Genomic DNA, 20,719 nt, shown 5'->3' on the forward strand with positions numbered 1-20,719 from the left:
CCGCTCCCGCGGTTCAGCCCCGCCTAGGGGCCGCTGCGCCCGCCGGTCGAGGAGTTGTTGCCGACGAAGCGCCCGAGATTGCCGAAAAGCTGCTGCAGCAGCGTGAGGCTTTGTCCCGCGGTCGGCGTGACGCGCTCGGCGATCCGGACGTTTTCGGCATCGTCCATGCCGTAACGCTTGATCGAGGCGACCCGGCCGTCTCCATCGAAGGTGATCTGCACCACGTTCTGGTCCAGCACGTCGGGGTCGAAGAAGGCGACGGTCTCCGTGCGCTTGGAGATGTAGAACCAGACGTTGGGATCGAATGTCGCCATGCTGGATGGCGAACCCAAAGTGCCCGTCACATCGGCCCTGGTGGCGATTCCGGGCTGAATGCTGTCGAGGGACTGCGCATCGGGCAGATTGCCGCGCGCATCGACGAGGGGCGTGCAACCCGAACAGGCAAGGCCCATGACCAGTGCTGGAACTGCCGCAATCGAAAAAATCCTGCGGCACGCGTTGAACGACATCGATCCCCCTGGGACTCGCGGGGGGCGCCGGGCATCGGATTGACCCCCTCTGTCCATGCGCCCATTTTCAGCCCTAGTTGATCCGCCCGGCGCCTGTTGTCAACATCGACCTTCGCCAGGGGGAAGAACCCGTTGCTGAGACATCTTTTTCGGAGTTTGAGGAAGCCGCAGCAAGAGGCGGCGCGAAGGCTGTTCGAGACTGCGGTGGCGCAAGCGCGCCAACCGACCTTCTATAGCCTCGGCGGCGTGCCCGACACCGTCGACGGCCGCTTCGAGATGGTGTCGCTGCACGTCTTCTTTCTGCTGCATCGACTGAAGGGCGAGGCCCAGGATGGCGGTGCCACGGCGCAGGCGCTGATCGATCTCATGTTCGCCAATCTGGATCAGTCCTTGCGCGAGCTGGGCGCCGGCGACCTCGGCGTCGCGCCCAGGATCAAGCGCATGGCCAGCGGCTTCTACGGGCGGGTCGCGGCCTATGATGCAGGGCTAAAGGGCTCCTTGACGGTGCTGGAGGCCGCACTCGGCCGCAACCTATTCGGCACGGCGCAACCGAGCGCCCCGCAGCTCAGCTTGATGGCCGATTATGTGAGCCGCGCCGCGGTCGGTCTCAAAGGCCAGGCGACCGCTCTCTTGCTTGCCGGAGACGTGCATTTCGAGACGGCGCCTTTATATTAGGCAGGGGGCGACGAGACGGCCATGGTCGATCCGGCACCGGAGTTTTCGCGAACCGTTCCAGCAGACCTCATCGGTCCGCAGGTCCAGGAGCATCGCATCGAGGCGAGCGCCGCCGAGCGCCGTGCCTTGGCCGAGCGCTTCGAGCTGGCCGAGCTCAAATCCCTCCTCGCCGTGGTCCGGCTGCAGCGTCCCAACTCCAAAGGCCTCATTCACTTCGAAGCGTGCTTCGAGGCAGAACTGGTGCAGACCTGCGTGGTGACGCTCGAGCCCATCGAGAGCCACGTCAAAGACCGCATCGTGCTGCAATTCGGCCGCGCCACGGCCGCCGATGGCGCCCAGGCGACGGAGATCGACATCGCAATCGATGAGGAGGATCCCCCGGAGCCCATCGTTAGCGGCGATATCGATATGGGCGAGGCGGTGGCTCAGGGCTTGGCTCTGGCGCTCGATCCCTATCCGCGGAAGCCGGGCGCCAGCCTCGAGGCTGGGGTGAGCGACCTGGGCGACGCCGAGGCCTCGGCTAACCCCTTTGCCGCGCTGGCGCCGTTGCGGAAAAAAGACTAAAAATCTATCGGCTTGCCGCAACCCGGCTTTTTGGCTAACAAGGCGCCTCTTTTCGGGCGCCGCGAGGCCGTGGGCAGCGCCGCACCCCCACCAAAGGTTGAGTGTCATGGCGGTTCCTAAGAAGAAGACCTCGAAGTCGCGGCGCGACATGCGCAGATCGCACCACGCGCTGCAGCCCGCCGCGATGGTCGAGTGCCCCAATTGTGGCGAGCTCAAGCGGCCGCACCACGTCTGTCGCGCCTGCGGCTACTATGACGGGCGCGAAGTGGTCGCGCCCAAGGCCTAAGCCGAGGAGTCCTCGCTCGAGGGATTGATCCCCGTGTCCCAGCGCATGACAGTGGCACTGGACGCCATGGGCGGGGACGGGGCGCCGGCAACGGTGGTGCGCGGGGCATCGATGGCCCGCGAGCGTTTTCCGTTCGTAGACTTTCTGATCTTTGGTGCCGAGAGCCAGGTTCGGCCGCTGATCGACAAGATGCCGCGGCTTAGCGAAGGGTGCACGCTGCACCATACGGACGACATCGTCCGCAACGAGGATAAGCCGTCGGTGGCGCTCAGGGCGGGCCGCAATTCCAGCATGCGGCTTGCCATCGACGCCGTGGGCGACGGGCGGGCGGCAGGCGTGGTCTCGGCGGGCAACACCGGCGCGCTCATGGCCATGTCGAAGCTGGTGCTGCGGATGGTCCCCGGCATCGACCGGCCGGCAATCGCCTCGTTCTTCCCGACCGAGCGGGGCGAGAGCGTGATGCTCGACCTCGGCGCCAATATCGAATGCGATGCCCGCAACCTGGTGCAATTCGCCATCATGGGCGATGTCTTCGCCCGTGCGGTGCTTGCCATCCAGAAGCCGACCGTGGGCATCCTCAATGTCGGCTCGGAGGATCTGAAAGGACATGACGAGGTCAAGAAGGCGGCACAGCTGCTGCGCGAAGGTGCGGTGCCGATCCACTTCTATGGCTTCGTCGAGGGCGATGATATTCCCGCCGGCACGGTCGATGTGGTGGTGACCGACGGCTTTACCGGCAACATCGCGCTCAAGACCGCGGAAGGCACGGCGCGGCTATACACCAACTTCGTACGCGAGGCCTTCAAGAGCTCGGTGCTGGCGCGCCTCGGTTACCTCCTGAGCCGCGTGCGGTGTTCCTCGGCTTGAACGGCATCGCGGTCAAGAGCCACGGCGGCACCGACGCGCTTGGCTTCGCCAATGCAATCGGTGTTGCCGTCGATATGGCGACCCATGGCTTTCTGCACCGGGTCAAGGACGAGCTGGAGCAGATTTCCACCGCCGGTCCGCTCGCCGGCGAAGGGGGAAGGCAGCCGGCGGCGGCATCGGGATGACGACTCGCTCGGTGCTCCTGGGTTGCGGCGCCTACCTGCCCGAACGGGTGGTGCCGAACGGCGACCTCGCCATCCGCATGGATACGTCCGACGAGTGGATCGCGAAGCGGACCGGCATCCGCCAGCGCCACATCGCGGCCGACGGCGAGTTCACCTCCCATCTCGCCACCAAGGCCGCCGACCGGGCGTTGAAGGCGGCCGGTATCGGCGCCTCCGACCTCGACCTCATCGTGCTTGCCACCACCACGCCCGATGAAACCTTTCCGGCGACCGCCACCCGGGTGCAGGCCGGAATCGGCATGACCCGGGGAGCGGCCTTCGACGTGCAGGCGGTCTGCGCCGGCTTCATCTATGCGCTCGCCATTGCCGACAACTTCCTCAAGCTCGGCCAGGCCGATCGGGCCTTGGTCATCGGCGCCGAGACCTTCAGCCGGATCCTCGACTGGGAGGACCGGTCGACCGCCGTTCTCTTCGGCGACGGCGCCGGCGCGATCGTGCTCGGCACCGAAAAGGCCAGGGGCGCCAATGGCCAAGCCCGCGGCATCCTATCGACCCATATCCACTCCGACGGTCGCCACCACGACTGCCTCTATGTCGATGGCGGCCCGTCCTCGACCGGCACCGTGGGCCATGTCCGCATGCACGGCCGCGAGGTCTACCGCCACGCGGTGACCAAGCTCGTGGACGTGATCGAGGAGGCGCTGGCGGCGAACGCGCTCAGTCCTGCCGATCTCGACTGGCTGGTGCCCCACCAGGCCAACCGGCGGATCATCGAGGCGATGGCGCAGCGATTCCAAATGCCGATGGAGAAGGTGGTGATGACCGTCGACCGCCATGCCAACACCTCGGCCGCATCGGTTCCGCTGGCGCTGGCCGAGGCCATCGACGACGGCCGCATCCGCCCTGGGCACCTCGTATTGCTCGAAGCCATCGGCGGCGGCCTGGCGTGGGGCGCCGGTCTTCTGCGAATCTGAGATGCGCGTCCGAGCCGGAGTTAATTGATCAATTAACAAAATTCCTCATCCCTCTGTATTTGACCGACTTCTTAAGCTGGGTTAATCTTTCCTCTTAAGGGAGGCGAAGATGACCGGTAATACCGTCACGCGCGCGCAGCTGAGTGAAGCCGTCTACCAGGAGGTCGGGCTCTCGCGAAACGAATCGGCAGACCTCGTCGAGTCTGTGCTGGATCAGATCGCGGGATCGTTGTCCAAGGGCGAAATGGTGAAGATTTCGTCCTTCGGGACCTTCTCCGTGCGCCAGAAGGGCCAGCGCATCGGACGCAACCCGAAGACCGGCGAGGAGGTTCCGATCCTGCCGCGCCGGGTTCTCGTTTTCCGCGCCTCGCATGTGCTTAAGAACCGCATCAACGCCGCACTGGCCGGGAAGCCGCAAGGGTAGGGCTGCCGAACGGGGGGGCTAAGGCATGACGTTGGAAGCCGGGCGATCCAACCCGATACGGCGTGCTGGTAAGTCGGCGACGGCGTTCCGCACCATCAGCGAGGTCGCTGACGAGCTCGACGTGCCCTCGCATGTGTTGCGGTTCTGGGAAACCAAATTCAACCAAATCCGCCCGTTGAAGCGTGGCGGCGGCCGCCGCTACTACCGGCCCGAGGATGTCGACCTGCTCAGGCGGATCCGTGAGCTCCTGTACCGCGACGGCTATACGATCAAGGGCGTGCAGCGGCTTTTGCGCGAACGCAACGGGCGACTCGGTTTCGCTGGGGATGGCGAGGATCCAGGCCCGCATCCGCTGCCGACGGCCGCCCCCCAGAGCGCGGCCCAGCAACCCGAAGCCCGGCCGCGCGCCACGCTGGCGACCGTGCTCGAGGAGCTGGCGCAAATGAAGCGGCTCCTTGCGGAGGCGCGCAAGCGGCGCTGAGCGCTCGGCAGGAACGAGGCAGACGATGTTCCTGGCATCGCCAGCCATGCCCGCTCTCGTTGCCTCGCCGAAAGACGATGGCTATAGTGCCGCGCTCCTGCCGACACCCGGCGACGGCGGGCGAGGATCGGGGCGTAGCGCAGCCTGGTAGCGCATCAGTCTGGGGGACTGGAGGTCGTGGGTTCAAATCCCGCCGCCCCGACCAATTCCTCCAACCCGTCGGCAGCAATCCCGGAATGTTGGCCGGTCCCGGGAGGAACTCTCGAGAAGGATGCTCCGCAAGGCTAGATTCCGCCTCGCGGCATTGGTCGCATGCGCATCGCAAGTCCAGCCTGGATCAAGACCGCCGACCGGCCCGGCGCGACGGTCTTTGCCTTCATGTACGCGGTCGAGTCGATGGCCCGGGCAACGCTGGCCACGGTCATTCCGCTCCAGGCCTATGCGCTGTTCCACGAAGCGCGCGCCGTCAGCATCGCCTTTCTCGCCGTCGGCTGCACCGGCCTGGTGGCGAGCTTCCTCATTCCCTGGCTCATCCGCCAAATCCGCCGCCGCTGGGTCTACACGCTCGGCGCCGGGCTCCTGATCCTGACGTCGCTGCTGCTGGTCACCGAATCTGCGTTCGGACAGGTCGGCGGGATGCTGGTTCGGGTGTTCGGCGGAGCATGCCTCAACATCACGCTGTCGCTCTACGTCATGGACTACATCCACCGGCGCGACCTCGTGGTCTCCGAACCGCGCAAGTTCCTGTTCGGCGCCGCCGCTTGGCTCATCGGGCCGCCGCTCGGGGTCTGGCTCACCGGCCGCTACGGTCTCTGGTCGGCCTGCGCCTTCAGCGCCTTTTTCGCCGTTTTGACCTTGGCGAATTTCTGGCGGCTCAGGCTCAGCGACAACCCCGCGGTTGCCCCGGCGACCCGTCCGCCGCCAAGCCCGCTCGCCAGCATCGGACGCTTCGCGGCGCAGCCGAGGTTGCGGCTTGCCTGGGCCATCGCCTTTGCCCGCAGCAGCTGGTGGGGCGTCTATATGGTCTATGCGCCGCTGCTCATGGTGCGGGGCGGAGTGGACCCGTTCTGGGCAGCGCTCCTGGTCGCCGCGGGCAATGGCCTCCTGCTGCTGGCGCGCTTCTGGGGCAAGCTCGCCGCCCGGCTTGGCCTGCGCCCAGTCATCTTCGGCGCCTTCGTCGTTCTCGGCCTAGCCACCTTCATCGCCGGGATATCGGCGGCCCAGCCCTATCTCGCGGCTGTCATTCTGCTGCTGGCGGCACTCTGCGCGGTCGGGCTCGACGGCGTCGGCAGCATCCCGTTCTATCGCTCCGTCCACGCCTATGAGCGCCCGCAGATGACGACCGTCTACCGCACCAATCTCGACGGCGCGGATCTGATCTCCTCGGCGGTGTTCGCCCTCTTGCTGACCTTCTTCGATCTGCCTGCGGTCTTCTTGGCGAGCGGGGTCGCATCGCTCGGCGCTTCGGCGCTCGCCCGCTATCTTCCCCGCGGCATGTAGGATCGGATCAGCCCGGGACGGCTTCCACCAGGCGGCGACCGGATTGGGTGAGCTTGCAAACGAGCCAGTCGGGCTTGACCGGATTGTCGAACCAGGGCTCGGCCCAGCCTTGCTCCAGGCAGGCGCGAATGGTGCGCAGATTCATCCGCTGTCCCTGCTCATCGAACAGCGGCAGCTTGCCGCCGGGTTGCCTAAGGCCGCGCCTCAGCCAGCCGAGCTGTGCCGAAGTCGGCTTGGCGCCGAGCACCGCTTTTTCGACAGTCTCGACCGTTTCGGCTGCGCGCCCCATGAACCGCCCTCCGATTGGCTCGGCCGACACTCTAGGGAAATGCGGCAGCTTCGCCAAGCCGGCTCGCATGCCGCCAAGCGTCCACATGCATATTGTGCAGGACGATGCATTGCCGGCATATGACGATGCTGGCATTCTGCAACACCAATCTCGGCGACGAGGCCATCCATTCCCGTGCTCACCGACCGCTCCGCTCGCTTGTCGCTTGGATTCTCCTGCGTCGGCCACAGCTTCTCGCATGTCTTGACGCTGCTCTATCCCACCGTCGTGCTGGTGCTGGAGCACGAGTGGGGCATGCCCTACGACCAGCTCCTGGCCTTGGCTCTGGCGGGTTCGGTGCTTTTCGGCGTAGGCGCGCTGCCGGCAGGATGGCTGGGCGATCGGTGGAGTGCTGCCGGAATGATGGTGGTGTTCTTCCTGGGTTCCGGCGCCTCGGCCATCTATACGGGTCTGGCGAACACACCCTTCGAGCTCGGGCTTGGCTTGGCGCTGACCGGGTTGTTTGCCTCGATCTATCACCCCGTCGGCATCGCCTGGCTGGTGCAGAACGCCAAGAACCGCGGCAAGGCCCTCGGACTCAACGGCGTCTTCGGCTCGCTCGGTGTCGGCCTCGCCTCGCTGTTGGCCGGCGCGCTTGCCGATCTCATCAGCTGGCGCGCCGCCTTCATCGTGCCGGGAGTGGTGTGTTTTGCGATCGGGCTTGCGATGATGCTGCTGGTGCGCGGCGGCACGATGATGCGGAGCAAGGCCGACATCACGCCTGAAGCGGATGCGAGCCGGGCCGATATGTGGCGTGCCTTCATCATCCTATCCGTCACCATGGCGGCGGCTGGGCTGATCTATCAATGCACCTCCTTGGCTTTGCCCAAGCTGTTCGAGGAGCGCAGCCACGGACTCCTGGGCCACGGCGCCATGGGCGTGGGAGCGGTGGTCTCGGTCATCTATCTGTTGTCGGGCGCCTGTCAGCTTTTGGGCGGGCATCTGGCCGACCGCTATCCCCTGCGCATGGTTTATATCGCCACCTTCGCGCTCCAGGCGCCGCTCTTCCTCATCGCCGCCGATCTCGGCGGTGCGGCGATCGCCGGCACCGCGGCGTTGCTGGTGGTCACGCAGACCTTGGGCATTCCCGCGGAGTCGAGCTTGCTCGCCCGCTATTCGCCGGCAAAGTGGCGCTCGACCGCTTTCGGCGCCAAATTCGTGCTTTCCATCGGGGTGAGCGCGGCGGGTGTGCCGCTCGTCTCATTTATCTATGCGTTCACCGGCGGGTTTGATTGGCTGTTTGCGACGATGGCCGGACTCGCCGGCGTGGCGGTGGCAGCGGCGCTCATGCTGCCGCGCGACGGCTCGGCCTCAGACCGGGGCGTGCCGGCCAGCATCGGCAGGCCCGCCGAGGCGGACTAGTCCGTGCGAACCGCCGGACCGACCCGGAGGCCCCCAGTGGCTCGAGCGTGCAGGCGATGACCCCAGCCATCATCCCGTTTTATCGTGAGCGCCAGAAGCTCGAACGCTGCCTTTCGCATCTCCAGCGCCAAACGCGGCCGGTGCGGCCGGTCGTAATCGATAACAACGTCGTCAACCGCTACTTCACCGAAGCGGTCAATTCCGGGCTACGCACGGTGCTCGCTTCCGAGGCGACCTACGCGCTGGTGCTGAACCAGGACATGTATCTGGAGCCTGACGCCGTGGAGCGCCTTACCGACTTTCTCGATTCCACTCCGCGAGCCGGCATCGCAGCGCCCCTGCATCTTTCGACAGCGCAGCCGAACCATGTTGATTTCGCCGCAGGCCAAGATGCCTTTCCTCTTGGCTTCTACCTAAACGGTCCGCCCGAAGCCTTCACTGGCGATCGCGAGGTCCATTGGGTCTCCGGCGCCTGCATGCTGCTGCGCGTGGACGCAATCCGGGACATCGGGCTGTTCGACAGCAACATGCGCTTTCTCGGCTCGGACAGCGACTACTGCTTCACCGCGAGGGCCCGCGGCTGGAGTGTGCACGTGGTCGGCGCCGCGCGCGGTGCGCATGACACCGGCGCCTCGAATGTCGAGGCAGACCAAGCGCTGGAGCTCGTCAAAGTCCAGGACATTCTCTATTTCGCCAGCAAATGGCTGACCGGAGCGCTCTACCGGCACCTGGCGTTCGAGGGCGAGCGCCTCACCGAGGCACGGGTGAGGGAGGTCGTGAGCCATTTCGAGCGCATGCGCGCCGGCTTGGCTGTGACCGGCGGGCTAACGGAGGGACCCACTCAAGCCCCGCTCTGAGCGAAGCGGACCGCTTCCTCGGCGGCGCGAATGAGCGCCCGTGCCTTCGCCCGCGTCTCCTCATATTCGGCATCTGGATCGCTGTCGGCCACGACGCCGCCGCCGGCCTGCACATACATGACCCCGTCCTTCACCAGAGCGGTTCTCAGCGCGATGCAGGTGTCCATCGTCCCATTGGCGGAGAAGTAGCCGACCGCACCTCCATAGATGCCGCGGCGCGAGCATTCCATCTCGTCGATGATCTCCATCGCCCTGACCTTGGGCGCGCCCGAGACGGTGCCGGCGGGAAACCCGGCGATAAGCGCGTCGAGCGCGGAGAGCCCGGGCCGGATCGTGCCTTCGACGTTGCTCACGATATGCATCACATGCGAGTAGAGCTCGATTGCGTATTGCTCGGTCACACGCACGCTGCCGATGGTGGCGACCCTGCCGACATCGTTGCGCCCGAGATCCAGCAGCATGAGGTGTTCGGCTCGTTCTTTCGGATCGGCCAGCAGCTCTTCGGAGAGTGCGCGATCCTCTTCATCGGTGGCACCCCGACGGCGCGTGCCGGCGACCGGCCGAATGGTGACGATGCCGTCGCGCAGGCGAACCATGATCTCCGGGCTGGAGCCGACGATGGCGAAGCCGCCGAAATCGAGGAAAAACAGGAAAGGCGAGGGGTTAAGTCGCCGCAAGGACCGGTAGAGGGCGAATGGCGGCAGCTTGAACGGCACCGCGAAGCGCTGCGAGGGCACGACCTGGAAGACGTCGCCGGCCCGTATGTACTCCTTCGCCCTGGCGACCATGGTCAGATATTCGTCGCGGGTGGTGTTCGAGGTTGGCTGCGGCAAGTCAGCGACCACGGTCGGCGCCTCGCGACGGTAGGGCAGATTGCGCTCGAGGTCCGCCAGCACCTCGCCCAAGCGCTCGCCGGCCTGGTCATAGGCAGCACCGGCATCGACGCCGGCCGCAGGTCGAACCGGCGTGATCACCGTCACCACATCGTCCAGGCGATCGAACACGGCGACGATCGTCGGCCTGACGAACATGCCGTCGGGGATCCCGAGATGGTCGGAGTTGCCGTCCGGCAGGCGTTCCATCTGCCGGACCATGTCATAGCCCATATAGCCGAAGAGGCCCGAGGCCATCGGCGGCAGTTTCGTCGGGAGCTCGATGCTGGACTCCTCGATAAGGGCGCGCAAGGAGACGAGCGCCCCGTCGGAGCAGGGTTCGAAGGCATCGGGTTGGGTCCTGGCGCGGCGGTTGATCTCCGCCTGGTCGCGCCGACAGCGCCAAATGAGATCGGGCTTGAGCCCAATGAAGGAGTAGCGGCCGCGCACCGCACCGCCTTCCACCGACTCCAGGAGAAAGCTGTTGCGCCGTCCGTCGGCGAGCTTGAGCATGGCCGATACCGGTGTCTCGAGGTCCGCCACCAGCGTTGTCCAGACGACCTGAGGACGTCCGGACCGATACACTTTCGCGAATTGCTCGAAGCCGGGCTGAAGCTGCATCAATCGCGAAGGACTAGAAGAGCCGCTGCATAACATCCCGGTCGATCGACACGGGATAGCGCTGACGCAGCGCCGCGCCATAGGCCTCGAGCGTCTCCTGGGAGATCGTGCGCTTGAGCTGGTCGGAGAGGGCTGCAACCTCGTCCTTGGCCTGGGCGGGGTCCGCCGGCTGAATCTCGGTCACCCTCAGCACGACATGACCTTCAGGCGTGGCGGTGTCGCCGATCTCGCCGGGCTTCAGCTGGAACATGCGGGCGACGACTTGGGCGGGCGGCGCATCGGCCCGAGGACCGGCCGATCTGGTCACCGGCGTCGTCGTCGTGATCGACATGCCGGCATCCTGGGCGACCTTGGCGAAATCCTCACCGGCTTTGAGGCGCCCCGCCAGGGCTTGCGCCTTCGCTGTGGCGGCCTCTGCCTGGCGCGCGGCCCTCCACGCCGCCTCGACTTCGCTCCGCACCGTCTCCAAGGGGCGCAGCGCCGGCTGGGTCACCCTGTCGACATGCGCCATGACGTAGCCGCCGTCGGGGGTCTCCGTGAGCCGGCTGTTTGCGCCTTCGGAAGTTTGGAAGAACGCATCGAGCAGAGTCTTGTCCGCCTTGACGGCGTCGACGACCTTGCCAGCCGGATCAACGCCCTGCCGATCAATCTGGGGAAGCTCCACAATCTTGAGCGCCAGCTTCGCCGCCGCATCGCGGGGGCTGACGCCGCCGGCGATCTCATCCTCGAGCTTGGTCGAGAGCTTGTAGGCGAGCTCGCTCGCCTGCTCGATCGCGACGTCGCGCCTCAGGGTCTCGCGCACCTCGGCAAACTCCCGGGTTGAGCCGGGCTCGGTGCGGTCGAGCTTGAGCACATGCCAACCGAGCGGGCTCTGCAGCGGCTCGGTGGTGCCGCCGAGCGGAAGCGCGAAGACGGAATCGGCCAGGCTCGGCAAGAGATCGCCCCGCGACACCAGGCCGAGGCTCAAGCCATCGGCGGGAAGGCCGGCCACATCCTTGGCGACTTGCGCAAACTCGCCGCCGGCTTTGATCGCGTCGGCGACCTTGCGGGCCGTCGCCTCATCGCTAACCAGCATCTGCGAGATCTCGCGCCGCTCCGGTGTGACGAACTCGGCCTGACGCCGGTCGTACTCCTCGCGCAGCTTGGCCTCATCCACGGTGACCTCGCCCGCGAGATCGCCAGGCTTCAAGGATACGTAGTAGCCCTGCCGGTATTCCGGCGCGGTAAATCGGCCGGCATTGTCCTGGTGGTACTTGGCGAGATCTTCGGCGCTCGGAGCCGGAATATCCGCGATGGACGCGCTGGTCACCGTCATGAGCTCCGCCACGCGGCGCTCGAAGCGGTAGCGGTAGAGCTGGTCGACCAAGGGCGCCGGCACGGTCAAGCCGGCGACGACCGCGCCAGCCATCAGCTCACGGGCGAGATCGTGGCGCAGCAAGCTGACGTAGGTCGCCTCGCTGAAACCGGCGTTGCGCAATGCGGCTTCGAATTGCACCGGGCTGAACTGTCCGGTGATGTCGCGGAACGCCGGCTCGCTGCGAATGCGCAGGCGGATAAGATCGGTGCCGATCGAGATGCCGACGCGGCGGGATTCCAGGTCGTAGAGGCGCTCGGCGACGATCTCCTGCACCGTCTGGTCCAAGAGGCCGAATTGGATCGCCTGCTCGGTCGTCAGTCTGCCGCCAAACTGCGTGCGGAGCTGGGCCATCCGCCGCTGAAAGCTCTGGATGACCTCGGGGCCGGCGATCTCGGTGCCGCCGACGGTGGCGACCGGGCGTTCCGGGCGCACGAAGCGGGTGACCATGTCGCCCACGCCCCAGAGCGCGAAGCTGCCGATGAGCAGCGCGAACATGATCTTGGCAAGATAGGAGCCGACGCTGGACCGAAGGGCTTTCAACATGATCGGAACCTTGGGGAGCGTGGATAGGGGCAGGGGCCCGGACCGCTCCCGGCGAAATGGCGCGCATGATAGGGGCGGGCGGAACGCCGCCGCAACGCAGAAATGGTGTTGGATCCATGCTCATGTTAGATGCAAACCAAGCTTGAGGTCCGGCCGATGGCATCTCTGATCGTCGCAAATTGGAAGATGAACGGGCTCGGCAGCGACGGCATCGCGCTTGCGGGCGGTCTTGCCGACCGTAAGCGCGCGGCTCCCGACCTGGCGGCCGAGATCGTGCTGTGCCCGCCGGCGACGCTGATATCGCTGGTGGGCGGCCGGCTGGGCTCGAGCGGGATCGGCCTCGGCGGGCAGGACTGCCATGCCGAGCCCGCTGGCGCCTTCACCGGGGATGTTTCCGCCCCGATGCTCGCCGATTTGGGCTGCCGATGGGTCATTCTCGGCCATTCCGAGCGCCGGGTCGGCCATGGCGAGACCGACGCCGTGGTGCGCTCGAAGGTGACGGCCGCCCACGCCACCGGCCTCACGGCCATCGTCTGCGTGGGCGAGAGCGCGGCCGAGCGCGAGGCCGGTACCGCCCTGGCGGTGGTCGACGCGCAGCTCGGCGGCTCGCTGCCCGAGGGGTCCCGGGCCGACAACACGGTCATTGCCTATGAGCCGATCTGGGCCATCGGCACCGGCCGTACCCCGACCAACGATGACGTCGCCCGGGTGCATGCCTATATCATCGATAGGCTGACCCGGCGTCCCCGGGGGGACCGCCTGCGGGTGCTTTACGGGGGCTCGGTCAAGGCCGGGAATGCCGCGGAACTGCTGGCGATCCCGGGCGTCGCCGGGGCGCTGGTGGGCGGCGCCAGCCTGAAGCTGGACGAGTTCTGGGCGATCTGCCGCAGTTGCCGCTAGCCACGCCCGCCGCCACAGGCTAAAACCGCCCCCTTCGCGGCACTGCCGGCGAAGGTTTGGCTCCGAGGACCGACATGCTGACCGTGCTGCTGCTCATCCATATCCTCATGGCGATCGCCCTCATCGGCGTCGTGTTGCTGCAACGCACGGAAGGCGGCGGGCTCGGGTTCGGCGGCGGCGGTGGCGGCGGCAACTTCATGACCACGCGGGGAACCGCCAATCTGCTCACGCGGATGACGGCGATTCTCGCGACCTGCTTCATGGCCACCAGCCTGTTGCTGGTGGTGCTAGGCAGCCAGTCCGGCCGCCCCCGCTCGATCGTCGACGATCTGCGCACGCCCTTGAGCGTCCCCGCGGTGCCGGCACCGGCGGCCCCGGCGCAGCCGATCCCGACCACTCCGGCGCAGCCGGTGCCGCCCCAGGGGCAGGGTCCCGCTCCTCCCACGCGCTGACGCAATTTACCGGGGACGCGCGACCGATTCCCCGGCTCGCCGGGCGTCGGACCCTCCGGGCGCGGCCTGTCGCCTAGCGTGCTTGGGTCGGGACGGCTTGTTGGTGTAGAACCGAGGTCCATGGCGCGCTTCATTTTCATCACCGGCGGCGTCGTGTCATCGTTAGGCAAGGGATTGGCATCGGCAGCGCTGGGCGCGCTGCTGCAGGCGCGCGGCTACAAGGTGCGCCTGCGCAAGCTCGACCCGTACCTCAACGTCGATCCCGGCACGATGAGCCCCTACCAGCATGGGGAGGTCTACGTCACCGACGACGGTGCCGAGACCGACCTCGATCTCGGGCACTACGAGCGCTTTACCGGAGTGCCGGCACGTCGCTTCGACAGCGTGACCACGGGCAAGATCTATTCGACCGTCATCAGCAAGGAGCGGCGGGGCGACTATCTGGGTGCCACGGTCCAGGTCATTCCCCATGTGACGGACGCGATCAAGGAGTTCATCGGCGCCGAGACCGACGATGCCGAATTCGTGCTCTGCGAGATCGGCGGCACGGTCGGCGACATCGAGAGCCTGCCCTTCCTCGAGGCGATCCGCCAGCTCGGCAACGAGCTCGGCGGCGAGCAGACATTGTTCGTGCATCTGACACTGGTGCCCTACATCCCTTCGGCGGGCGAGCTCAAGACCAAGCCTACCCAGCATTCGGTGAAAGAACTGCAGAGCGTCGGCATCCAGCCCGACATGGTTCTCTGCCGTTCGGATCGACCGATCCCCGAGGATGCGCGCCGCAAGATTGCGCTCTTCTGCAACATCCGCAAGGAAGGCGTCATCCCGGCGCTCGACGTCGACACGATCTATCAGGTGCCGATCAGCTATCACGAAGAAGGCTTCGACACCGAGGTCTGCCGGCATTTCGGCTTGCCCGCGGATCCCCAGCTCGATCTCGCGCGGTGGACCGACATCGTCAACCGCGCGCGCCATCCCGAGGGGGAGGTGGCGATCGCGGTGGTGGGCAAATACACCGTGCTCAAGGACAGCTACAAATCCCTTGCCGAGGCGCTCACCCATGGCGGGCTCGCCAACAATGTGCGGGTCAAGCTCGACTGGATCGACAGCGAGGTGTTCGAGCGCGAGGATGCCGTCCGCCACCTCGAGGACGTGAACGGAATCCTGGTGCCCGGCGGCTTCGGCGAGCGCGGCTCGGAAGGCAAGATCGCCGCCGCCCGTTTCGCGCGCGAGCGCGCGGTTCCTTATTTCGGCATTTGCTTCGGCATGCAGATGGCGGTGATCGAGGCGGCACGCTCGCTGGTCGGCTTGAACGGCGCCAGCTCGACCGAATTCGGGGCTTGCGCGCATCCCGTCGTCGGCCTGCTCACGGAATGGACGCGCGGCAACACCATCGAGCGCCGCAACGCCAATGGCGACATGGGCGGCACCATGCGCCTCGGCGCCTATGAAGCCGTGCTCGCCGAAGGCAGCCAAGTGCGCGAGATCTACGGGGCCGAGCGCATCAGCGAACGCCATCGCCATCGCTATGAAGTGAACATCAACTACAAAGATCGCCTGGAACAGGTGGGCCTCAGGTTCTCCGGCATGTCGCCCGATGGCGAGCTGCCGGAGATCGTCGAGATACCGAGCCATCCCTGGTTCGTCGGCGTGCAGTTCCATCCCGAGCTCAAATCGAAGCCGTTCGCCCCGCATCCGCTGTTCACCAGCTTCGTCAAGGCCGCCGTCGACCGCTCGCGGCTGGTCTGAGCCGTCGATGGTCGCCCCGCGCTCCGTCGCCATCGGCAACGTGCTCGTCGGCAATGACCGGCCGCTGGCGCTCATTGCCGGGCCCTGCGCGCTCGAGAGCCGGGCGCACGCGCTGGAGATGTCGCACGCGCTGGTGGAGATCACCGGCAAGCTCGGTATCGGGCTCATCTACAAGACCTCCTTCGACAAGGCGAACCGCACCTCCATCGGCTCGGACCGCGGCCTCGGCCTGGAAGAGAGCCTGCCGATCCTGGCAGACGTGCGCGAGCGCTATGGCTGTCCGGTGCTGACCGATGTGCATCAGCCCGACCAGTGCCGTCCGGTCGCCGAGGCCGTCGATGTCCTGCAGATCCCGGCCTTCCTCTGTCGCCAGACGGATCTCCTGGTCGCCGCCGCCCGGACCGGTCGGCCGATCAACGTCAAGAAAGGGCAGTTTCTGGCACCCTGGGACATGCGGAACGTGGTGAAGAAGATCGAGTCCGCCGGCAACGATAAGGTCTTGGTCTGCGAGCGCGGCGCCTCCTTCGGCTACAACACGCTGATCTCGGATATGCGGGCCTTGCCGATCATGGCCGAGACCGGTTGCCCGGTCGTCTTCGATGCCACCCACTCCGTGCAGCAGCCGGGCGGTGAGGGGGAGCGCTCCGGGGGCCAGCGGGAATTCGTGGCCGTGTTGGCGCGAGCCGCCGTGGCGGTCGGGGTAGCCGCGGTATTCATGGAGACGCATCAGGATCCCGACAACGCGCCCTCCGATGGCCCGAACATGGTGCATCTAAAGGACATGCCGCGGCTGCTGCAGACGCTGATCGAGTTCGACCGCGTGGCCAAGCAGGCGCGGCCATGAACATTCGCGAGCTGATAGAAGGATCGACCGCGATCCCGGTGCTGACGGTCACCGACGTCGCCGCTGGCGTCGCGCTCTGCCGCGCGCTCTTCGCCGGCGGCCTCACGGTGCTCGAAGTGACCTTGCGCACCCCCCAGGCGCTGGACGCCGTGTCTGCCATCGCCCGGGCTTTGCCCGATGCCGTCGTCGGCGTCGGCACGCTCACCCGAGTCGAGGAGTTTCAACGGGCGCGCGATGCCGGGGCGCGTTTTGCCGTGAGCCCCGGCCTCACCCAGCGGCTTGCGGTCGCCGGTGCGGAGAGCGGCATGCCTTACCTGCCCAGCGCCGTCACCGCCTCCGAGGTCATGGCGGCACGCGAATGGGGCTTTGACACGCTCAAGTTCTTCCCGTGCAAAACCGCCGGCGGGGCGGCCGCGCTCAAGAGCCTGGCGCCGGTATTTCCGGATGTGGCGTTCTGCCCGACCGGAGGATTGACGGCCGAGGATTTCCGCGACTACCTGGCGCTCGCCAATGTCGTGTGCGTCGGCGGCACCTGGATGACGCCGGCGAAGCTGGTCGAGGCCCGGGATTGGCCAGCGATCGAAGCGCTCGCCCGCGCGACCGTCAGCCAGGGCTGAACGCTTCCACCTCGGCGCGGGTGGGACAACCCAGGCGGCTGCCGAAGCGCGTGCATTTGATCGATGCCGCGATGGTGGCGAAGCGACCAGCCGCGGCGAGGCTCTTGCCTTCGGCCAGGGCGAGCGCGAAGGCGCCATGGAAAACGTCACCCGCCGCCAGGGTGTCCTGAGCCTCGACAAGCGGTGCCGGCTCGTGGCGGAGGACGCCCGCTTCCAGCCAATAGAATCCCGCCGGCCCGGCGGTCACGCCCAGCATCGCCGTCACCTCGCGGCTGACGACGTCGAGCGCCTCGGCGAGGTCCTGCTTGCACGCGTAGTCCTTTAGCGCCGGCTCGGAGAAGACGATGTGGGAGGCGTGCGGGATGAGCGCCGCCAATACGGAGCGTGGTGCCAAATCGGCATCCAGCATCGCAATCCTGCCGGCCGCACGCGCGGCGCTGAGGCCGCGCTCGGCCCCGGGTGGCCAGCGGACGTCCACCAGAACCGCATCGAACGTGCCGATCTCCTCGATCGGCAGCCAGTCCGGCGAGGGATCGAGATGCGGGTCGTAATAGGGAACGACCAGGCGCTCGCCCCGGCGGTCGATCAAGATGGCAGAGATCGGCGAACGACCGTTCGCCACCTGGCGCAGCCGCGACACATCGACCCCCTCGCCGCGAAGCTCCGCGATGATGCGCCGGCCGAGCTCGTCCTGGCCGCAGCGTCCCCAAAAATGCGCTTCGCCGCCCAGACGCGCCACCGCGACGGCGGCACTCGCAGCCATGCCGCCGCCGACTTCAAGGCAGTCGAGAGCCTGCACCTTGGTCGGCGTCGTCGGGATCGCATCCACGCGAAACAGCAAATCCCAGGTCACGATGCCGAGGCAAAGGATGCGTGCCATGGCCCTTATCCGACGGGGACCAGAGCGGCGATCAGCAGGGCAACCGTCAGCATCGAAGCGGCGGTCGATATCACGATCGCGGCCGTCGTCGGCCCGAGCAGCGCTTGGTAGCGCTGAGCCATGATGAAGACATTGGCGCCGACCGGAAGCGCCGCCGTGATGGTGGCGATCGCCGCCCAGAGCGGATCGACGTGGAAGACAAAGCGGGCGAGCAGCCACACGAAGAGCGGATGCGCGAACAGCTTGAAGGCGACCATCGTCAGGGTCGGCGGCAGATTGGCGGCGACACTATACCCGGAGAGGCTGGCGCCCAAGGCGAAGAGCGCGCACGGCGTCGCCGCCCCGCTCAGGAGCCGCGTGAAGGTGTCGAGCGCGCGGGGCTGCACAAGACCGAGCTGGCTCCAGCCGAGCCCCAACAGAACCGCCACAATGATCGGGTTCTGCGCCAGCGCCCTCGCCGTCGCCAGCAGCACCCGCAAGCCGCCGGAGTGGCCGCCCCTTGCGAACTCGATGATGATCATGGTGATGGGGAAAAGCGTCATCGAGTGAAAGCTGGTCAAGAGCGTCATCGGCACGACGCCGGCCTCGCCGAACAGGGTGAAGATGAGCGGAATGCCGATCTGCACTGTGTTGGCGAAGGCGGCTCCCATGCCGAGGATCGCTTGCTCCTCGAGGCGGAGGCGGAAGGCGAGGCGGCCTACCGCCATCGCCAGGGCAAACGACCCATAGGCGCCGGCGAAATACGCCCAGAGGATGCCGAGATCGAGGCTGGTCCCATGGGAGCCTTCGGCCATCGTGCGGAAAAGCAGGGCTGGGATCGCCAGGTAATAGACGAAGCTGCCGATCCCCCGGACCCCCTCGGACGCGATGACCCGCAGCCGCGCCACGACATAGCCGGTGAGCACGAGGCCGAACATCGGCAGCACGGTTTGGATTGCGGTTTCCATGGATCCAACAGGCAGGCGGGGGGCCGAGGGTAGCGGCCGGAGCCGGTTTGTGAAACTGCGGTGACGGCAGGCCTGCTTGCCAAGCGGGCCAAGCGCCGCTATCTGTCCGGCTCCCCCTCATCTTGAGCCGGTGCATCCCCATGTCCGCCATCGTCGACATCAAGGCGCGTGAGATCCTCGACAGCCGCGGCAATCCGACCGTGGAGGTGGATGTCGTGCTCGAATCGGGAGCCTGCGGACGGGCCGGCGTGCCGTCCGGCGCCTCCACCGGCACCCACGAGGCGCTCGAGCTCCGCGATGGCGACAAGAAGCGCTATGGCGGCAAGGGCGTGCTCAAGGCCGTCGAGGCGATCAATGGGGAGATCTTCGATGCGCTGTCCGGGCTGAGCGCGTTCGAGCAAGAAGCGATCGACCGCACCATGATTGCGCTCGACGGCACGCCCAACAAGGCGCGGCTCGGCGCCAATGCGCTGCTCGGGGTCAGCCTCGCGGTCGCCAAGGCGGCGGCGAACGACCTGAAGCTGCCCTTGCACCGCTATGTGGGCGGGGTGCATGCGCGCACGCTCCCGGTGCCGCTCATGAACGTGATCAATGGCGGCGCGCATGCGGACAATCCGCTCGATATGCAGGAGTTCATGATCGTCCCCTACGGCGCCGACAGCATGGCGGAGGCGGTGCGGATCGGCTCCGAGGTCTTCCACGCGCTGAAGAAGCTGCTCAAGGATGCCGGGGAGTCGACCAATGTCGGCGACGAAGGCGGCTTCGCTCCCAACCTCAAGAATGCCGACGCTGCCCTCGGCTTCATCGTCAAGGCGATCGAAGCGGCGGGCTACAAGCCCGGCGAGCATGTGGCCTTGGCGATGGACCCGGCCGCCAGCGAGTTCTTCCGCGACGGCAAGTACCGGCTGGAAGGCGACGGCAAGACCCTCGACGCCGCCGGCATGGTCAAGCTCTACGAGACGCTGGTGGGGCGCTATCCGATCGTCTCGATCGAGGACGGGATGGCGGAAGACGATTGGGCCGGATGGAAGGCGCTGACCGAGGCGATCGGCAGCCGTGTCCAGCTCGTCGGCGACGATCTCTTCGTCACCAACCCGGAACGCATCGAACGCGGCATCGCCGATGGTGTCGCCAATGCGGTGCTGATCAAGGTCAACCAGATCGGCACGCTCTCCGAGACGCTGCAGGCGGTGGAAACGGCGATGCACCGGGGCTACGGCGCGGTCATGTCGCATCGTTCCGGCGAGACCGAAGATGCCACCATCGCCGATCTTGCCGTCGCCACCAACTGCGGACAAATCAAGACCGGATCGCTCAGCCGATCGGATCGGACGGCCAAGTACAACCAACTGATTCGCGTGGAAGAGATCCTTGGGCCGGATGCGCGCTATGCCGGACGATCGATTTTCGCCCGCTTTGCGAAATGAATTTAGCGCCCGAATCTGAGTCATTCCGCCAAATTCGGGTGATAAGCATCTGACTCACCCGCAGATTTCGTTGACCATGGCGGATCGCTATGATTCTTTTCCGCCATGTCGATCGCTCGCGAGCTGCGCCGTCGTGCGCGTCATGTCGTCGGACCGGTGCTCGGCATCCTGGTCGCAAGCTACTTCGCCTATCACGCTGTCGAAGGCGACCGCGGTCTGCTCGCCTGGCGCCGGATGGGTGTCGAGATCGCTGAGGCCGAGGCCCGCCTCGGTGTCGTCGCCAAAGAGCGCCAGACCTTGGAGCATCGCGTCTCGTTGCTGCGCCCGGACAATCTCGATCCCGACATGCTGGAAGAGCGCGCGCGCGCCATCCTCAACTTCTCGCGTCCCGACGAGGTCGTCATCCTTTCGCCTCGAGCACCGGCGCGGAACTAACGCCGCCGACGCCACCACCGTCCGGCTCAGCCGCCGATCCGGATCACTCCCCTAGACCGATCG

22 protein-coding genes, 1 tRNA gene and 1 pseudogene are annotated in these 20,719 nt (G+C 66.6%); 18 read left to right on the forward strand and 6 right to left on the reverse strand.

Features of this window, described 5'->3' with window-relative positions; all coding sequences use genetic code 11:
• Positions 1 to 23 precede the first annotated feature (23 nt).
• The gene (locus HY058_01855; protein ID MBI3496030.1) at positions 24 to 509 is read right to left on the reverse strand and encodes an outer membrane protein assembly factor BamE; all 486 of its coding nucleotides are present in this window, start codon (positions 507 to 509) and stop codon (positions 24 to 26) included.
• A 132-nt stretch (positions 510 to 641) separates the two neighbouring features.
• On the opposite strand from HY058_01855, the gene HY058_01860 reads away from it, so the two are divergent.
• The 9 genes and pseudogenes from HY058_01860 to HY058_01900 all read left to right on the forward strand — a co-directional run bounded on the left by HY058_01860 (position 642) and on the right by HY058_01900 (position 6,465).
• A complete protein-coding gene (locus tag HY058_01860; GenBank protein ID MBI3496031.1) occupies positions 642 to 1,184 on the forward strand; it encodes a hypothetical protein in 543 nt (180 codons plus the stop codon).
• Between the two features lie 21 nt (positions 1,185 to 1,205).
• Positions 1,206 to 1,748 (forward strand): DUF177 domain-containing protein, encoded by a 543-nt coding sequence (locus HY058_01865; GenBank protein ID MBI3496032.1) that lies wholly within the window; start codon positions 1,206 to 1,208, stop codon positions 1,746 to 1,748.
• A gap of 106 nt (positions 1,749 to 1,854) precedes the next feature.
• The gene (rpmF, locus tag HY058_01870; GenBank protein ID MBI3496033.1) at positions 1,855 to 2,034 is read left to right on the forward strand and encodes a 50S ribosomal protein L32; all 180 of its coding nucleotides are present in this window, start codon (positions 1,855 to 1,857) and stop codon (positions 2,032 to 2,034) included.
• A gap of 33 nt (positions 2,035 to 2,067) precedes the next feature.
• A pseudogene (gene plsX / locus HY058_01875) lies at positions 2,068 to 3,086 on the forward strand (phosphate acyltransferase PlsX).
• Positions 3,083 to 4,060, forward strand: a complete 978-nt coding sequence (locus HY058_01880) for a ketoacyl-ACP synthase III (GenBank protein MBI3496034.1) — start codon at positions 3,083 to 3,085, stop codon at positions 4,058 to 4,060. The pseudogene plsX and the gene HY058_01880 overlap by 4 nt, the downstream one beginning before the upstream one ends.
• A 109-nt stretch (positions 4,061 to 4,169) precedes the next feature.
• Positions 4,170 to 4,484, forward strand: a complete 315-nt coding sequence (locus HY058_01885; GenBank protein ID MBI3496035.1) for an integration host factor subunit alpha — start codon at positions 4,170 to 4,172, stop codon at positions 4,482 to 4,484.
• A 25-nt stretch (positions 4,485 to 4,509) separates the two neighbouring features.
• A complete protein-coding gene (locus tag HY058_01890) occupies positions 4,510 to 4,965 on the forward strand; it encodes a MerR family transcriptional regulator (protein MBI3496036.1) in 456 nt (151 codons plus the stop codon).
• A gap of 128 nt (positions 4,966 to 5,093) precedes the next feature.
• A tRNA-Pro gene (locus HY058_01895) sits at positions 5,094 to 5,170 on the forward strand.
• Between the two features lie 107 nt (positions 5,171 to 5,277).
• Entirely contained in the window at positions 5,278 to 6,465 is a 1,188-nt protein-coding gene (locus tag HY058_01900) for an MFS transporter (protein MBI3496037.1), read from the forward strand.
• 7 nt (positions 6,466 to 6,472) lie between these two features.
• Here the strand turns inward: HY058_01900 and HY058_01905 are convergent, their stop codons facing one another.
• Positions 6,473 to 6,754 carry a hypothetical protein gene (locus tag HY058_01905; protein ID MBI3496038.1) on the reverse strand — a complete coding sequence of 94 codons (282 nt, stop codon included), beginning with the start codon at positions 6,752 to 6,754 and terminating at the stop codon, positions 6,473 to 6,475.
• Positions 6,755 to 6,901: 147 nt separating this feature from the next.
• Between HY058_01905 and HY058_01910 the strand changes: the two genes are divergently transcribed.
• Together HY058_01910 and HY058_01915 are read left to right on the forward strand one after the other, a co-directional pair.
• Entirely contained in the window at positions 6,902 to 8,155 is a 1,254-nt protein-coding gene (locus HY058_01910) for an MFS transporter (protein ID MBI3496039.1), read from the forward strand.
• A 56-nt stretch (positions 8,156 to 8,211) separates the two neighbouring features.
• Positions 8,212 to 9,012 carry a glycosyltransferase family 2 protein gene (locus tag HY058_01915; protein MBI3496040.1) on the forward strand — a complete coding sequence of 267 codons (801 nt, stop codon included), beginning with the start codon at positions 8,212 to 8,214 and terminating at the stop codon, positions 9,010 to 9,012.
• Here HY058_01915 and HY058_01920 read toward each other — a convergent pair.
• Entirely contained in the window at positions 8,997 to 10,505 is a 1,509-nt protein-coding gene (locus HY058_01920) for an anthranilate synthase component I (GenBank protein ID MBI3496041.1), read from the reverse strand. The genes HY058_01915 and HY058_01920 overlap by 16 nt on opposite strands.
• Before the next feature lie 13 nt (positions 10,506 to 10,518).
• Positions 10,519 to 12,405, reverse strand: coding sequence for a peptidyl-prolyl cis-trans isomerase (locus HY058_01925; GenBank protein MBI3496042.1), 1,887 nt, complete (start codon positions 12,403 to 12,405; stop codon positions 10,519 to 10,521).
• Positions 12,406 to 12,561: 156 nt separating this feature from the next.
• On the opposite strand from HY058_01925, the gene HY058_01930 reads away from it, so the two are divergent.
• The 5 genes from HY058_01930 (at position 12,562) to eda (ending at position 16,967) form a co-directional block, all read left to right on the forward strand.
• Positions 12,562 to 13,305, forward strand: coding sequence for a triose-phosphate isomerase (locus tag HY058_01930; GenBank protein MBI3496043.1), 744 nt, complete (start codon positions 12,562 to 12,564; stop codon positions 13,303 to 13,305).
• Positions 13,306 to 13,379: 74 nt separating this feature from the next.
• Complete coding sequence (gene secG, locus HY058_01935) at positions 13,380 to 13,757, forward strand: preprotein translocase subunit SecG (protein MBI3496044.1); 378 nt, start codon at positions 13,380 to 13,382, stop codon at positions 13,755 to 13,757.
• A 120-nt stretch (positions 13,758 to 13,877) separates the two neighbouring features.
• Complete coding sequence (locus tag HY058_01940; protein MBI3496045.1) at positions 13,878 to 15,506, forward strand: CTP synthase; 1,629 nt, start codon at positions 13,878 to 13,880, stop codon at positions 15,504 to 15,506.
• A gap of 7 nt (positions 15,507 to 15,513) precedes the next feature.
• Positions 15,514 to 16,350 (forward strand): 3-deoxy-8-phosphooctulonate synthase, encoded by an 837-nt coding sequence (gene kdsA, locus HY058_01945; protein ID MBI3496046.1) that lies wholly within the window; start codon positions 15,514 to 15,516, stop codon positions 16,348 to 16,350.
• Positions 16,347 to 16,967: a bifunctional 4-hydroxy-2-oxoglutarate aldolase/2-dehydro-3-deoxy-phosphogluconate aldolase gene (gene eda / locus HY058_01950; protein ID MBI3496047.1), complete on the forward strand. Its 621-nt coding sequence runs from the start codon at positions 16,347 to 16,349 to the stop codon at positions 16,965 to 16,967. Before kdsA ends, eda begins: the two co-directional genes overlap by 4 nt.
• On the opposite strand, the gene HY058_01955 is transcribed toward eda, so the two are convergent.
• Both HY058_01955 and HY058_01960 read right to left on the reverse strand, forming a co-directional pair.
• Positions 16,954 to 17,856: a sugar kinase gene (locus HY058_01955; GenBank protein MBI3496048.1), complete on the reverse strand. Its 903-nt coding sequence runs from the start codon at positions 17,854 to 17,856 to the stop codon at positions 16,954 to 16,956. The two genes, eda and HY058_01955, sit on opposite strands and share 14 nt — an antisense overlap.
• Complete coding sequence (locus HY058_01960; GenBank protein ID MBI3496049.1) at positions 17,853 to 18,794, reverse strand: AEC family transporter; 942 nt, start codon at positions 18,792 to 18,794, stop codon at positions 17,853 to 17,855. Before HY058_01960 ends, HY058_01955 begins: the two co-directional genes overlap by 4 nt.
• Before the next feature lie 140 nt (positions 18,795 to 18,934).
• Between HY058_01960 and eno the strand changes: the two genes are divergently transcribed.
• Positions 18,935 to 20,221 (forward strand): phosphopyruvate hydratase, encoded by a 1,287-nt coding sequence (gene eno, locus HY058_01965; protein MBI3496050.1) that lies wholly within the window; start codon positions 18,935 to 18,937, stop codon positions 20,219 to 20,221.
• 105 nt (positions 20,222 to 20,326) lie between these two features.
• Positions 20,327 to 20,656 carry a septum formation initiator family protein gene (locus tag HY058_01970; protein MBI3496051.1) on the forward strand — a complete coding sequence of 110 codons (330 nt, stop codon included), beginning with the start codon at positions 20,327 to 20,329 and terminating at the stop codon, positions 20,654 to 20,656.
• The last annotated feature ends 63 nt before the right edge of the window (positions 20,657 to 20,719 follow it).

This window comes from Pseudomonadota bacterium (genome assembly GCA_016195085.1).
Taxonomy (GTDB): Bacteria; Pseudomonadota; Alphaproteobacteria; order SHVZ01; family SHVZ01; genus JACQAG01.